The organism is Streptomyces sp. NPDC087906, from assembly GCF_055584925.1.
Genome location: NZ_JBVJLC010000001.1, coordinates 617,310 through 631,058 on the forward strand (window position 1 = coordinate 617,310; position 13,749 = coordinate 631,058).

A 13,749-nucleotide genomic window follows, 5' to 3' on the forward strand; every position below is an offset into this window, starting at 1 on the left:
CGAAACGAACTGTCCGACGGCCCGCGCAACCTCGCATCGTCACTTACAGCCGCGGTCGATCCCGCACTGCTCGGCGCTGGCGCCGTCGTTTGCGTCGACGACTGCCTGCATGCCGCCCGTTGGGTTACCACACCGATGCCACCAGCGTGGCGGGTTTCTTTTCAGCTCCGTACCCACAGCTGGGGCGAGTGCTGCGCGGGCGCGTCGAGCCGATTTCGCCACCGCCCGTCCGGCACCCCCGAGACGGCAGAAGAGCCGGAATCGGACGTTGCCCTGATCAAGACCTACCCGGGCATCGAGCCCGCTCTGCTCGGCAGTCCCGGCCAGAGTCGAGCAAGACCCGGCGTCGCACCGTACGTCGCCGCACTGCTGACGCTGCGGCAGGGCCCGGCCGATGAGCCGGCTCACCGGGTCCGTGATCGGCCCCCCCAGCCGCATCTGGTCCTCCAGGCGCCGGGTGACACGGTCGGCGAGGACCTGCGGCGCAGTGGCAGGTCCGACGAACCCGACCACCTGGGCCAGCTCGCTACGCACGGCGGCCACTACCCGGCGCGCGTTGCCGGTGGATGGGCCGCGATCGAGTCCCTGTTAGCCCATCCGGATGACCCCCAAGGCGCCGAACGGCCCGGCAAGGCGGTAGCCGCCGGCCGAATGGCGGCCAGCATCGCGCGCTCATGGCCGCGCGCCGAACTCACCGTCCTCGCTTACCGTCACAGCCCGAGCCAGCAGGCCGAACTGGCCCGCGCTGTCGCCGTGTGCAAAACCAACCTCCAACGCGCCCGACTGATCGCTGAAGCACTCAACAGCCGTGGTGTCGAAGCGCTGGACTTCACCCGAGCTTCCACCAAATACGGCGACCTACCAGCAGCTCAACGCATGGCCGACTTGATTGACAGCCCACGCATGCTGCTCGGCGACGTTGCCAGAACCTTCCGTATTGCTATGCGACGCCTCTACCGAACGCGCAACATAATCCTGCACGGCGGCGGCACCGAGGGAGTACCACTCGAAGCCTCCTCACGCACAGCCACGCCGTTGATCGGAGCAGGTCTCGATCGCATCGCTTATGCCCCGTACGTCGAAGGCCTCGAACCTCTCGATCTCGCGGCCAGAGCCGAACTCGCACTCACACTCGTGAACGGAGAGACCGGTCTCTCAACCGTCGATCTCCTGGAACCGATCGCCGGTTGATCTGACGCGTGATCGCCACAAGAGCCCTTGGGACACGGCACCAGCCATATGGCCATTTGCGGCTGGAGCGGGAGATCGCCCTCGCGTCCCAGCTGCCTGCCGGCCTCACAGCCCCTCTGCTCAGCAGCGGATTCTCTCCTTCGGAGAGCTTCTTGACTCCCCGGACGGCACACCCCGACGGCGCAGACATCCTGACCAGGCTGTCTCGGGCTTCTAGGACGGAGGCGAGCTGGTCGGCGGCAGGGGCGGGCTGTTCGCCAGAACAACTGGTGCCGCCACATCCAGTCATACCGGCAGTGGCCGACAACGAGGATCGCCTGTTCCACCGGAACCACAGCCAGCAGCAATGTCGGGGCGCCGAAGGTGCCCGTTGATTGGGAGGACCGTGCTCTGGTCTTCCCAATCAACGTCCCTGATCAACTGTTCCTAAGGCAGGTGTCAAGTCCACGGGTACGGCCCTGCACGCTCACCGAGGCCCTCGTGGGCGAAACCCATGCGATCACACAGGCCGGACCGTCTCCGACACCGATCGTGGTGTGGTCGTCAGACACCGAGATCTCGATGCTGGCGGTGCTAGGCAACTTCAGGTCCGATATGAGTTGTTTCTTTAGAGCCTCTTCGTTGCGACGTAGTTGCTTGTCCTTTTTGAGCCGACCAGCCGTCTTGACCATGGCCTGCCGATGTGGCTCAGCCTGCTGTCGTTCGGTGCTGGACAACGGGAACCGGACTGGCGTACTGCGCGAATCGGCAAATTGTGGACCGAAATGGGAAGATGCCTTCCACAGCAGAACACCTGCGGCTGCGATAACCACGAGGAGCGCCACCCAGCACCCGGTCGGCAGAATCTTGGTTGCCGTCCGGGTGCTGGCTGACGTGGGGTGTGAGGTCAAATTGCCCCATATCCTATGTCGTTGAGTTCCTGTTCCATCGCTCTAGCATAGCCGCTGGTTCCGGCGCTGTTCGGATGGAATGCCTCACGGCTCAGGCAGGTGTCGCCCAGTATTCCTAGGAAGCAGAAACTCGGCATGTTGCCCGCCGCATCTGGGAAGTCGCCGTCATGGAAGTCGCCGTTGCCTTTTGGCCCGATGACGATTGCGTTGATCCATGGAGAGTCATCACATGCACCATGTCCGGCAAACGTTGGAATGGGGTTCTTGTAGAACACCTTGATGCCGGAGTTGTCATGCAGATCCTTCACGACTGCGGCTTGTTGGGAATTCACGTAGCCCGCAAGCTGGCCCAAGGCATTCTGTTCGTTGACGTTGAAGAGTCCGCCTGTAATACAGGCTGTGCTGCGGCTCAGGAGTTCGGGGTATCCCATCACCACGATTGCTGCGTTCTTCGCTTTCCCGGTGCTCTTGTTGCCAATGATGTCCAGGAGGCCGCGAAGATTCTGGGCCATCGTGTCGGCTTTAGCTTTGTAGCGCGGCAGAAAGGTTGAGTCAGACGCGCAATCTCCGGGGCCGGCACAATCGGTGATTGCCCCTACGAAAGCTCCTTCGTCGTTCCCGCCGAGCGTGAGCGTGACGAGTGAGGTGTCTACGCTGAGCGCACCTGAACTCACTTGGTCTATTTCGTGGAATTGCCCTTCCGAATGACTGTATTCGTCAGGACTCTCCCAGGAGAGAGGAATTCCTTCGCCGGTAACATTCCAGGTTTGCGCCCCTGAGCAAGCAACGAAGGACAGTTCGTTCTCGGTGCTCCAAGTATCACTCGCCGCACCCAATGCGGTGCTTGTTCCGGGGAGGACCATCTTTCGGGGCCATGCATTGTTGCTGCGTCTGCAGGCATTCCACTTGTCTGTTCCGTGTCCGCGGTCAGATTCCCAGGAGTAGTCACTCCCGCCGGTAACGGTTGATCCGGATCCTTCGCCGGAGGAGTATGAATCTCCGAGGGCCGCCACAATATTTTTTGGTTTTGTCGGGAGAGGCTGAAAGGCGATTGCATCCCAGGCGACATCGGCATCTGCTGTGCCATCAATTGCCTCGTTGTCGAGCGTGACTCTGGGAGTCCCTTTGAAGGGGTAGACCCCCAGGGAGACCCATCTGTTGCTCTGATAGTTTTGGTTTATGTACCGGTCTCGAATGGTCCCATCACCCAAATTAATTCGGTAGTGGGCCTGCTGGGTTTCAGCGCCGCTGTCGGGCAGGTGCACCATCACTCTGGACCACTGATTCAGTGCTTTATTCAGTGTCCAGGTGCCCGTAACTCGCATTGTATCGAGGTGATTTGCATCGTTACGGGTGTGTGCGAACCAGAAATGTGCACCCAGGCCGCCCCCTATTTGGTGGAGGTCTTCCTTTCCCTCATAGGTGACTCCCCCACCTGCGGCCTCGAACTGCCAGGAGAGCGATCCTGAATTCGTCCATGATTTGGAGCAGTCGCTCCTCATCGTTGGCACGCCCGAACTCACGTCGTCCACGATGAGCGCGTTCGACGGCAGTCCCGCCACGCTGCAGGAAGGCGCTCCGGTGCTCCCTCTTCCGAGCTCGGTACGGAGCGTCTTGTAGGTGAGGGTCTCGTTGCCGCATTCGATGGAGCAGGCGGTCTTCCAGCTGGCGTCGCCGTGGTACCACTGTTGCTGGAAGCATGCCTCGGTCGGGCAGTCCGGCGGATTACTAGAGTCGCAGTGGTTGTTGCTGTTGCAGAAGGTATCGAAAGGCGGCTTGATGGCCCGGGTGCGGGCTCCGGCATCATTCCACCATGCGGCCTGGTATCCGTGCGTGTTGCTGTCGTTTTCCTGTCCGGCGTCGCTGTAGGCGTGTCCGGTGTCGATGGGAAAGGCCGCCCACCCCATGACCTTTTCGGGGTAGGACCATTTTTGTGGTTCGGCTGCATCGGAGTAGTGGTTGTTGTCCAGGAAGGCCGCGCGGTCTGCCGGGTAGGTCGGGTTGGCAGGGTTGTTGAGCCAGCCGAGCCCCCACAGGCCGTTCGAGTCGGGCGTGTTGTAGCCGAGGTTGTAGTTCCAGACTGCGGCGAACCAGTTTTCGGTGTACTTCGGGTCGTCGTTGTTGATTTTGATGGTCTGGCCGGCTGTGTGGAGCTCATTCCACTTGGTCGCGAGTGTCTGTGCGGCGACAGCCACGTTGGCCGTGTAGTCGAGGGCGATGGCGCGCTGCTGTTCGGCGGGGAGAGCGCCGGGCTTTCCGGGTTGGTTTCTGGTGGAGACGCTCATGCCGTCGGTTTGCTGGCCCATGCCGTATCCGCAGTCGGCCAGGCTCCAGTCGATGACCCAGATCTTGTCTGGGTCGTAGCCGTCCTGCGCGGGGTAGATCTTGGTGCCGTAGAAGTTCCCCACCAGCGGGTTTCCGGTCTGTCCCGGCAGGGCGTGGTAGGAGGACTGCCACAAGTTCGACTCCTGGGCCAGGACGCCGAGCAGTACCTGGGCGGGGATGCGTGAGCCGGCTGGTGCGCCCTTGAGGACGGGCAGCGGAAACATCGTCGAGGGCGAGACGGACGTGCCCAATCCGGCTTGGCTGCGCCACCCTCCCTGGGTGATGTAGTTGCTAGTGAGGTTGCCGCGGATTGCCAGGTCGGCAGCCCACTCGACCTGATTGGGCGTCGGTTGCAGTGCCTGCTGGTTTGGGTCGTTGCGGGGAACGGCGCAGGTGCGTTCCGGGTCGTAGGTGGTGGTCGAAGAGTCGGCAGCGGCGCGCAGCTGGGTGGTGCCCTTGGCTGCGGTGCCTGTTATGGCGGGTGACGGTTTCCCTGCGTCGGCTGCCTGTGCGCCAGGGACGGTGAAGGCCAGCTTTTTCCCTGTCTGCGGGACGTGGGCCGTGATGGTGTACGGCAGCGGGCCATCTTCGCTGTGTTTCGCGAGCGGGCTGGTCACGTGGGAGCGCAGCGCCGTGGAGATCGCGCGGTCCACGGCCAGTCGGCCCTGGGAGGAGACACTGCTGCCGACGGCGGCTTCAAGGGGGTTGATGCTGGCGGGCAACGCGGCGACGTCGTCGGGCTTGCCGGTCAGGAAGAGCCGTCCTGCGGTACCTGCGGCCAGTCCCACGTTGCCCAGCTTGCCGTGCGCGAGTTCAGTCAGTTTGTTCCCCACGACCCTGGCAATGGTGGCCTGTTGGCCTTTGTGCTCCAGGAACCCCACGCCGCCGTCCGCGTCGGGATGCAGGTGAAACGCGGGTCCCGACGTTGTCGCGATCAGGTCTGTGTCACCGCTGGGTGCAATGCGGCTGAGCCGGGCCCCGATTGCTGCGACGATGCCGTTCTTGACCGGTACAGCCGACGTCACCTGGCCTTGCACAGTGACGGGTTCCGCCAGCTTGCCTGTGCCTGCATCCAGGGATATCAGTCTGGTCTTGCCTACCTGCTCCGCGGACTGGGTCAGGATGGCAGTCTCACCGGTGCCACAGCCGGGGTTGAAGTAGGCGAGGGAGGCTTGCGGACGCAGCTTTGTCACCTTGTGGGTGTTGAGATTCACCACAGCGGTGAAGGCCCCGCGGTCAAGGAGTTCGGGCTTGTTGACGAATGCCCGCGGCGCGTAGGCGACCACTGCCCGTTTGCCGGAACCAGTGACACAGATGTTCCCGATCCAGGCGTCGGCGTCGAACCCGTCCTCGCGCAGTGTGGCGACTTCACTCCACCGGTACGCCTTCGAGCTGTCGGCGACCAGGATGTGCAGTCCCTTCGAGTCGCCGACGGCAGTCACCGCCCGGTCCTGGGAAGCGCGCCAGGCTCGCGGCAGGGCGCTGTCAGGATCCTTCACTTGAGAAGTGCCCGATTCGGCAGGGTCCTCAACGGGTGTCTCCGCGGCCCCCGTTGGTGGGGGCGGAGGTGTGGCTGTGGCGTAGGTGGGAACCAGCAGTGCCCCCGCCAGAGCTAAGGCTGTAGGGATGCCCCATCGTCTTCCGGTGTGTCGCAACACAGTGTTGCCCTTCTGTATCCAGATGCTGCATACGGCTGATGCCGAGGGCAGGAGTAATGAGCATGAGGCGCGCCGAGGCCGCAGCGTCAGACCGCCGGAGACAATTGCTTCGTCTCCGGCGGTTCTGCTGAGCGGGCGGCATCAGGTGGCTGTATCGCTCAGCTGAAGTTCGCGGGCAGTTAACGCATAGCACCATTCGAAGCAGCGACTGCGGAAGCTTTGGCGAAATTCGTCTTGTTCGCTGCTTTCACACTGTCCAGGGCCTTCTGATTCGTTCGGATAGAGGCCTGCTCGATTTTACTTTCGGCGTCAAACCAGACTCGCTCAACGTCGAAGCGGGTTCGACACTCGACGTCCGCCTTGGCAGTCGCGATCTCAAGAGCCGAGATTTTGTACTGATCGTTGAATCTCGGGTCGTCGTTGGCACTCATGGGTTCCTTGTAGTCATACCCCTTGGACTTCATGCATGAGGACCAGTCGGCGAACACCTCGACCACGGCCGGCACCTTTAGGGACGCCCGGTAGGAATCACCGCTGATTTGCTGTACTAGGGCGTCGGATTTCGGCGCAGCGACGGTAGAATCAGCCGATTCGGCGCATTTCCGTATGATCCCGTCGTCGACACCGGACTCATCCACGGCACCAGCAGTCATAGCGGCGTCATATGCCTGTTGCTCGATAGGATCCGGGTGATATCCGTTCTTGGCCGCCAACTGTCCGTCATGGATTCCGTAACGCCAGTCCATAAGCGTCTTCCCGCCCAGGGCGGGAAGGTCGGGTGCAGGCTGCCACTCAGGATGACCCGCATTCGCAACGCACTCGTCCATCAACTCGTCTCTTGTGCTGCTGACCAGCGTCTTCTCCGATGGTGCCAGCATGTACGCCTCCACGGGAAGCTTCCATGTGGCGGGATCATGTGGATCGCCTACGAAGGGCTGCGCAGCGGCATCATTCTTCACCTCAGCAGGGGCGGGAACGGAAGCCGCACTGTTGTTTTCAGGAGAGTGGGTTTCCGGCGTCGCGGAGGCGAACACAACCGCGCCCACAGCAGCCGAAGCAAGAATCGGAATACCAAACTTGACGAGCGTGCCTCTGTTCATCTTCCCGTTCCCCTCTTTCTTTCACGAAGTCCATTCGAACGAAGCATTCTGGTTGTACACATTCACGAATCGATCAATGTGCTGATATGGGCCCATGACATCCTGCACTCCCTTGTACGCACTGTGGAAGTAGACGCGGGCGGTGTATTTGGGGTGCGTATTATCTCCCGAGGCGGCGTTATTTTTGATGTTCTGCCCCGATCCCGGCCAGGGGGCACTCGCCCCAAAAGTGCAGAAGTGAAGGGGGTGAGTGCCGGGGTCGTCACCGCCCGGACGGAGTGCGTTGAAATCGTAAACACTGTATCCAATGTTTCGGTATGCGCCGCCTTCCCCGGAGTTGTAGTAGATGTGGAATTTGAACACTGAATTGGAGTCTGAATCGCAGGCCGACAGACTGTACAGATTCGTGTCGTCGGTGTTGGCGTAAGCGCTAGACGTCATGCCGATAGAGGCCGTGAGTGCAGCACCCAGAACTCCTAGTGTCGTGAATACTCTGCGCATGCGTCTCCGTCCAATCTGTGGGAAATGGAGAAATGGTTTCGAGAGGTCGCGAATGGTGGCCGTCTTGCTGTATCCGTGATCCGCGCTCATACGGAAATGCCTGCCGTTGGGACGGCGGCCTTCTTTGTTGCAGCATGAGTCTTAGTGCGTCAGCGACTGGAACTTCTTACTCGCTGCTCTCGCGTCATCACTCTATGGGCTCGGTCGTGTTCACGACAGACCCACAAATAGTCACGATCATCACCAAAACCGCCCATGTTCTTCACGGGTTTGGATTCAGGAGATGGGCTCAGAGGTCGCATCTACAAGGCCGACGACCTGACAGGCCGAGACCAGTTCGAGCTGGGAGTAGGCGCGGGTGTCGTAGGACCACAGCGCCACGATCGCCGCCTTCCCGAAGACGACGGGGTCGTGCGTGTCCGGTGGCACGGGCAGCGCGTTGTTCACGCCGTGCGGTGGTGGAGTGGTCGCTGTCGTGGAGGAGCCGGGTGTCGGCGAGACCGAAGTCGTCTGCTGGACCGTCGGCTTGGTGGAGGAGCGGCCGTCGCGGGTGAGGTAGGCGGTGAGCCCGGCGAGAGCGACGAGGACCACCAGAACCGCGGTGCCGAGCAGGGCCCTGGCGGCGTACACGGGACGCGGCACCGGGGTTCGAGGACGTGGCAGGCATCAGTGGACCTGCGTTCCGAGCTTGGAGAAGAACGCCACGATCCCGTTGGCGGCGCGGCGCCCAACAGGAGGGCGGTGCCCGCCGAGACCAGCACTCCCTTCTTGCCGTTGACTTCGGCCTGGTGCCCGCCGGAGTTGTGACCCCCGGCCCACACTCCGGCGCTGACCGCCATCGCCTCGACCACGGCGATGATCCCGAAGGGGTTGATCGAGCCCATCACCTGCTTGAGTAAGGAGAGGCCCGGCAAGCCGCGCTCGTTCGGTTTGATCCCGGGATCGAAGGCGAGCCGCATCACCTTGTCGGCGAGAACATAGGGAACTTCCAGTTCGATAAACGGCGCGTCAAAGCCCGCGGGGGGAGGAGAGAAGGGAGGGGAGGGGGAGAAGCGCCGGTCAGACGACGCGGCGGGCCGCGAGAAGGTGCGGCTTCCAAGAGGTGAGGATGTTGATGTCCGCTACGGCGCCGGTGTGCGGGGCGTTGACGATCAGGCCGGAGCCGATCTACATCCCGACGTGCTCCGGAGCGGCGGCAGTGCCCTCGGTGAAGACGAGATCACTGGGAAGGGCATCGACCGAGACGGGCTTGCCCTCTTTGACTTGCGTATACGTCATCCGCGAGAGGATGACCCCAGCGGCCTTGTACGACTGCTGCATCAACGACGAGCAGTCGCACTTGCCCATCGGATCCGGCCCGTGCGAATCGGTACACGACCCGCCCCACTGGTAGTCGATACCGAGCTGGCCGAGCGCCCAGCGGATCGCAGTCTGCGCCTTCGCCGGAGCGTGGGCCGGGATCGTGTATACGGCTAGCACCGAACCCGGCGAAATGACCCCGAAGTCGGTACCGTCCCCGCCCGGCCAACAGTCGCCTCCGACACCCGTGCGCACGGCCGGTGGCAGCGGAGCCCGAAGGGGCCGGAGTCGGCGTTCCAGAGCCGGTCGGTGCCAGCAGAGATTCGAGGGCCTTCTGCAGAGCGGTTGCCAGCGGCTCCCACTTCGCGTAGGCCTCGGGGAAGGCCGGCCTCTACACTGCCTGAGCAGCCTGAGCGACCGACAGCGACTGCCACCCGGAAACCTGCTCCAGCACCTCGTAGGACTTCGTGGAGGCGTAGACAGGATCAAGGATCTCGGTCACAGTACCCCAGCCCTGCGAGGGCCGCTGCTGGAACAAGCCCAGCCAATCGCGGTCGCCATAGGTGAGGTTGCGCAGACCGCTCTCGTGCAGCGCAGTTGCCAGCGCCACGATCTGCCCGCGGGCCGACACTCCCGTGGCCAGGCCCGTGGCCCGGATTGTCTCGGCGTTGGGCACCTGCTCGGCCGGGTTGTCCAGCCCCGCAACCGTGACGGTACCGGGACTGCCGCCGTCCAGAATGGCCTTCACCTGAGCGGCCATCGCTGCGCCACAAGCCGTGTCTTGGCGTTCCCGTCAAGGCGAACCTCGCGTCCCTTGTCGGGCTTGTCCCGGTCACCGTCCTGCAGGACGTGCCCGTTCTGTCCGCGCCGCAGAACCAGCAGTGCACCGAGAACTCGACCCAGGCCAAGGGCGACGAACCGCTGTCGCACATCCTCGATCAGATCCCGGTGCTCTCCGGCAACGGCGCCGCCAACGGCTGACAAGCCTTGCCCTGTGCAGCGGCTTTGTCGGTGACAACCGGCTCCATCCGTGGAGCCGAAGCTGACCTGCCGAGTGGGAGCGCTGCTCACAAACAGAGCCGGACGGTCGACGCACACTACGCAGCCACGGCTCGGGTGGCGGTGCGTATGGCTGGGGTCTGGGGTGATCTTCTGAGCACATCGGTGGGTGTTTGTGCGGGTATATGGGTGCGGCTTCACGCAATGGTGTGGGTTGGTGCCCGAAACAACTGAGCTGGTCTGTGCGCCGGCCTGTGTGGGTGAGTGCTGGATCGCGTTGGAGCCGGACGCCTGTACGGGGCGTGTCCGGCTTCCGCTGCGCCGTCTCCGCGTCGCTCGGTCCGTAGACCGGGTGGATCCGATTGTGGCGTAGGGAGCTTCGGCACCACCAAGGTCCCCCGGTGGGCTGTCGGGGGACTTCTCGCTGACATGGGAGCCACATCGATGATCCGCTACCAGTACGACAACCTCAGTGGCAGGGAGACCCGCAGGCCCGACCGTGGGCTCGGCTACACCCCGGGCATGGCCGTGCTCCACCGTCTGCGCACCGACCTGGACGCGGTCACCAGCGACCCGCGGCTCAAGGTGAAGCTGTGGAAGCTCGACCCGGATGCCCTGCGCCCGGAGGACTACCGCGAGATCGACAAGTTGATCCGCAACTTCATCGAGACGGAGCACCGCATCCTCGCCGTCTTCAAGGACCTGGACCGCCGCGCCGACGCTCTGCGCTGGAACGAGCCGGAGGCGGTGAAGGCGTACCTGGACAGCAACCAGGCGCGGTACCAGCCGGCCGTGGACGAGATGCGGGAACTCTGTCGCGGAGGCCGCTGGGAGGAGGATTTCCAGTACCGGTACGAAGCGTTCATCCACCCCGAGGTCCCCTTCCCTCGGGACGGCGGGACACCGAAAAAACAGATCCCCAGACCATCCTCCAGGGAACCCTCCAGTACACGGTGCGGGACATCCCCCTCGCCGAGCTGCGCCAGGTGGTCAACGGCGCGCTGCTGCTGAGGCGCCAGCTCCTCATCCTCGCCATGGTCACCGAGAACGGCCTCCGCCAGGCGGCCTGGGCCAACCAGGAAGCCTTCTACTACGCCAAGGTCAAAGCGGCCGAGGAAGCGGCCCGCAAGGCCGAGGAGGACTACGGCTGGGGCCTGGCCGGTGACATTCTGGGCATCCTCTCCGCCGTCGAGGGCGTCCTCGCCCTGATCCCGATCCTCACCCCCTTCGCCGGATCGGCCGCCCTGCTGTTCGCCGCCGCCTCACTCGGCGCGCACGCGACGAGCGTCTCGATCAAGGGGGACTGGGACAAGCCCGGCGCCCTGGTCGGGATCGGCGTCGACATGCTGGCCCTGATCCCCGGCATCGGAGCGGTCGCCAAGAGCGCCAAGACGGCGGGCACCACCATGGTGTCGGTCGGAAAGCTCGGCATCGCCGCCAGGTCGGGAGGCCGGGCCTTCGTGAACGCGGTCGCGGGCCCCGCCGCTTCGGAGGCGTCCACCGTGTTCGGCTACCTCGGCAAGCAGGTGGCGGCCCGGGGCCCGAAGGTCCTCACGGCCCAGGGCGTCACCATCGGCAAGGTCCTCCAGGGCGGCATCAACCTCGCCACCCAGGTGCCGCTGGTGATCGAGCTCACCACAGGCACCGACCAGAGCGACGGCAAGGACATCGCCACCAACGCCGCTTTCATCGCCAACTACGGCCAGACCATCGGCAACTGGGGCGTCATCGGCACCGGATTCCAGAAGGCGGGGACCGTCTCCCTGGGCCTCTTCACCAAGATCATCGGTCGTCGCTGACCACCCCCGCCGTTCCGTACTCGAACAGCAAAGGACCCGCGGCATGTCCGACACCACCACCATCGAGATGCCCTTCAGGTTCCAGGTCCCCGAGGAATTCGAGAACATCGACTTCACCCGCGACCCGCAGGACCGGGCCGACGCCACCCTCGCCAAGCTCCAAGCCCTCGACCCGAAGCCGACCGAGGAAGAGATGATGCACGCCGTCGTCGGCCAGCAGACGATGATCGACCTCCTCGCCGACAACGGCGCCGTCTACACCGGCATCCTTGTCGCCAAGGACGACTCCAAGTCCGACGAAACCGTCTCCGACCTGCTCACCGTCACCATCCGCCCCAGCGAACTCAACGACGGCAAAACCATCGACTGGATCACCACCGAGATGACCGCGACCTACCCCGACGCCGAAGTCGGCCTGGTCATCCTCCCCACCGGCCCCGGCCGCACCCCCGCATCCGCCGTCTTGCTCACCGAAGAAGTCCAGGTCGACCACGCCGTCAACCTCCTCGACAACGGCGCCGGCTCCTCCACAGTCCGCCAGCTCCACGTCTTCGTCCCGATCACCGGCCGCACCGCCATGGCCGACTTCAGCGTCTCCACCGAGAGCATCGACAACTGGGACGCCTGCGTCACCATCCTCGCCAGTGTCTGCGACACCATCACCTTCGACTAACCCACCGCTTCCAAGGGCGGCGTGGGGTAGCCGATTGTTTTGGCTGCTGCGGTTACGTCGTCCGGCGAGGCGGTCGGGTTGAGGGCGGCGATCACCGGGTGGGTCAGGGGGTGCAGGTTGTAGAGGTGGCGGACTGCTTCGAGGGTGACGGGGGTTTCGTAGTAGTCCTTGGCGAACGACTGGAACGCCTCGGGGGTCGGGTCGATGAGCAGGCCGAACAGCCACTCCGAGCCGTCGGGGTCAGGGTGGCCGCCCGGGAAGTCGATCCGGCCCGCCTGCCAGCGGTCGTCGGTCGGCCGGCGCCACATGCAGACCGTCACGACGGGGGTGCCGTCCTCGTCCGTGAAGGCCGGTTCGCTGACGTACTTCCGGAACGGAGCGGGGACCGAGTCCAGCACTCCCGGCCACGGCGCCGGCGCGGCGTCGCGGTGGTACGGGCTCAGCGGGGACTCGTGGTCGAAGCCGCGTATGTACGCACCGGCGGGTGAGAAGACGATGTCGAACTCGTCGCCCGATCCGTTTCGCATCGACGCGAGCGCTTCGGTCTCCGACCAGCGGGAGTTGAACGAGTAGTACCGCTCGCCTTCCGGGTTGAGGACCGCCTCCGCCATGGCCATCGACCGGCACAGGTCCCGCAGGGACCGGATGTCGGGCAGCGCCTCGGCGGCGTCGTAAACAGTCATACGGCACATCCAAGCGGACGCCACTGACACCGGGCCCCGTCGCCGGTCGGCGAGGTCGGCGACGGCTACTCCAGCCACGTCCCCTCGCGCATAAGGACCCTGCCGCGCAGTTCGGGCGCGCCGCGCCAGGCGAGCACGGTCTTCGGCGTCACGCGTATGTAGAGGAAGCGGCCTTCCTCCGTACGAGGGTCCCAGCCGAACTTCTCGGCGAACGCGTCTGCGGCGTCCTCCGGAACGCTCTGGTCCGCGAAGCACTCCGCCTGTCCGTGCAGCAGCACCACGTCGAAGGCGTCCGGCAAGGCGAGACGCACACGGGGATCCTCCCGTGCGTTACGCGCGGTCGCGGAGGTCTCGCCGGTGCACAGCCATACGGCCTGGCCGTCCCAGCGGAACCACAGCGGCACTTGATGCGGGCCGTGCTCCGGATGGGCCGTCGACACCCACATGTCCCGCTCTGCGACGAGCCGTTCAAGAGTGTCGCGCCTGCGCTCCGGCACATCACGACGAGCGATTCCTGTGGTCTGCATGAACGCCGACCTTAATCAGCGGTTCAAAAGCGCGCATGAGGCGCTGGTCCTACTCCCACCGACCGACAAGCCTCAAGGCCCGCTGCGTTACGGGTCTGTCCCAG

General features: G+C 64.1%; 10 protein-coding genes and 4 pseudogenes. 6 read left to right on the top strand and 8 right to left on the bottom strand.

All coding sequences use genetic code 11. The features are described from left to right. Window positions 1-9 precede the first annotated feature (9 nt). Window positions 10-72 (top strand): annotated as a pseudogene (locus ACZ63I_RS02750) (hypothetical protein); the annotation flags it as partial. Between the two features lie 579 nt (window positions 73-651). Then, window positions 652-1,191 (top strand): hypothetical protein, encoded by a 540-nt coding sequence (locus ACZ63I_RS02755; protein ID WP_469334669.1) that lies wholly within the window; start codon window positions 652-654, stop codon window positions 1,189-1,191. A gap of 886 nt (window positions 1,192-2,077) precedes the next feature. On the opposite strand, the gene ACZ63I_RS02760 is transcribed toward ACZ63I_RS02755, so the two are convergent. The 6 genes and pseudogenes from ACZ63I_RS02760 to ACZ63I_RS02785 all read right to left on the bottom strand — a co-directional run. Next, window positions 2,078-5,848 (bottom strand): golvesin C-terminal-like domain-containing protein, encoded by a 3,771-nt coding sequence (locus tag ACZ63I_RS02760; protein ID WP_469334670.1) that lies wholly within the window; start codon window positions 5,846-5,848, stop codon window positions 2,078-2,080. Between the two features lie 395 nt (window positions 5,849-6,243). After that, complete coding sequence (locus ACZ63I_RS02765; RefSeq protein WP_469334672.1) at window positions 6,244-7,164, bottom strand: hypothetical protein; 921 nt, start codon at window positions 7,162-7,164, stop codon at window positions 6,244-6,246. A 21-nt stretch (window positions 7,165-7,185) separates the two neighbouring features. Continuing rightward, the gene (locus tag ACZ63I_RS02770; RefSeq protein WP_469334674.1) at window positions 7,186-7,755 is read right to left on the bottom strand and encodes a hypothetical protein; all 570 of its coding nucleotides are present in this window, start codon (window positions 7,753-7,755) and stop codon (window positions 7,186-7,188) included. A gap of 186 nt (window positions 7,756-7,941) precedes the next feature. Continuing rightward, the gene (locus ACZ63I_RS02775; protein ID WP_469334676.1) at window positions 7,942-8,295 is read right to left on the bottom strand and encodes a hypothetical protein; all 354 of its coding nucleotides are present in this window, start codon (window positions 8,293-8,295) and stop codon (window positions 7,942-7,944) included. A 36-nt stretch (window positions 8,296-8,331) separates the two neighbouring features. Then, window positions 8,332-8,624, bottom strand: a pseudogene (locus ACZ63I_RS02780) (DUF6112 family protein). A gap of 100 nt (window positions 8,625-8,724) precedes the next feature. Further along, a pseudogene (locus ACZ63I_RS02785) lies at window positions 8,725-9,730 on the bottom strand (C40 family peptidase); the annotation flags it as partial. Between the two features lie 2 nt (window positions 9,731-9,732). Here ACZ63I_RS02785 and ACZ63I_RS02790 point away from each other — a divergent pair. From ACZ63I_RS02790 to ACZ63I_RS02805, 4 genes and pseudogenes are all read left to right on the top strand, one after another. Further along, a pseudogene (locus ACZ63I_RS02790) lies at window positions 9,733-9,945 on the top strand (rodlin); the annotation flags it as partial. A 447-nt stretch (window positions 9,946-10,392) separates the two neighbouring features. Further along, window positions 10,393-10,974: a hypothetical protein gene (locus ACZ63I_RS02795; protein ID WP_469334678.1), complete on the top strand. Its 582-nt coding sequence runs from the start codon at window positions 10,393-10,395 to the stop codon at window positions 10,972-10,974. Then, window positions 10,917-11,762, top strand: coding sequence for a hypothetical protein (locus ACZ63I_RS02800; RefSeq protein WP_469334680.1), 846 nt, complete (start codon window positions 10,917-10,919; stop codon window positions 11,760-11,762). The genes ACZ63I_RS02795 and ACZ63I_RS02800 overlap by 58 nt, the downstream gene beginning before the upstream one ends. Window positions 11,763-11,805: 43 nt before the next feature. Beyond that, complete coding sequence (locus ACZ63I_RS02805; RefSeq protein ID WP_469334681.1) at window positions 11,806-12,435, top strand: hypothetical protein; 630 nt, start codon at window positions 11,806-11,808, stop codon at window positions 12,433-12,435. Here the strand turns inward: ACZ63I_RS02805 and ACZ63I_RS02810 are convergent. Both ACZ63I_RS02810 and ACZ63I_RS02815 read right to left on the bottom strand, forming a co-directional pair. Then, entirely contained in the window at window positions 12,432-13,118 is a 687-nt protein-coding gene (locus tag ACZ63I_RS02810) for a hypothetical protein (protein WP_469334683.1), read from the bottom strand. The two genes, ACZ63I_RS02805 and ACZ63I_RS02810, sit on opposite strands and share 4 nt — an antisense overlap. Before the next feature lie 65 nt (window positions 13,119-13,183). After that, window positions 13,184-13,645 (bottom strand): pyridoxamine 5'-phosphate oxidase family protein, encoded by a 462-nt coding sequence (locus ACZ63I_RS02815; protein ID WP_469334685.1) that lies wholly within the window; start codon window positions 13,643-13,645, stop codon window positions 13,184-13,186. Between the last annotated feature and the right edge of the window lie 104 nt (window positions 13,646-13,749).

What these genes read in the sequence shown, in the direction of transcription:
- ACZ63I_RS02755 (WP_469334669.1), top strand. Translation starts at nt 652, where the DNA reads ATGGCGGCCAGCATCGCGCGCTCATGGCCGCGCGCCGAACTCACCGTC.
- ACZ63I_RS02765 (WP_469334672.1), bottom strand. Translation starts at nt 7,164, where the DNA reads ATGAACAGAGGCACGCTCGTCAAGTTTGGTATTCCGATTCTTGCTTCG.
- ACZ63I_RS02770 (WP_469334674.1), bottom strand. Translation starts at nt 7,755, where the DNA reads ATGAGCGCGGATCACGGATACAGCAAGACGGCCACCATTCGCGACCTC.
- ACZ63I_RS02795 (WP_469334678.1), top strand. Translation starts at nt 10,393, where the DNA reads ATGGGAGCCACATCGATGATCCGCTACCAGTACGACAACCTCAGTGGC.
- ACZ63I_RS02805 (WP_469334681.1), top strand. Translation starts at nt 11,806, where the DNA reads ATGTCCGACACCACCACCATCGAGATGCCCTTCAGGTTCCAGGTCCCC.
- ACZ63I_RS02810 (WP_469334683.1), bottom strand. Translation starts at nt 13,118, where the DNA reads ATGACTGTTTACGACGCCGCCGAGGCGCTGCCCGACATCCGGTCCCTG.
- ACZ63I_RS02815 (WP_469334685.1), bottom strand. Translation starts at nt 13,645, where the DNA reads ATGCAGACCACAGGAATCGCTCGTCGTGATGTGCCGGAGCGCAGGCGC.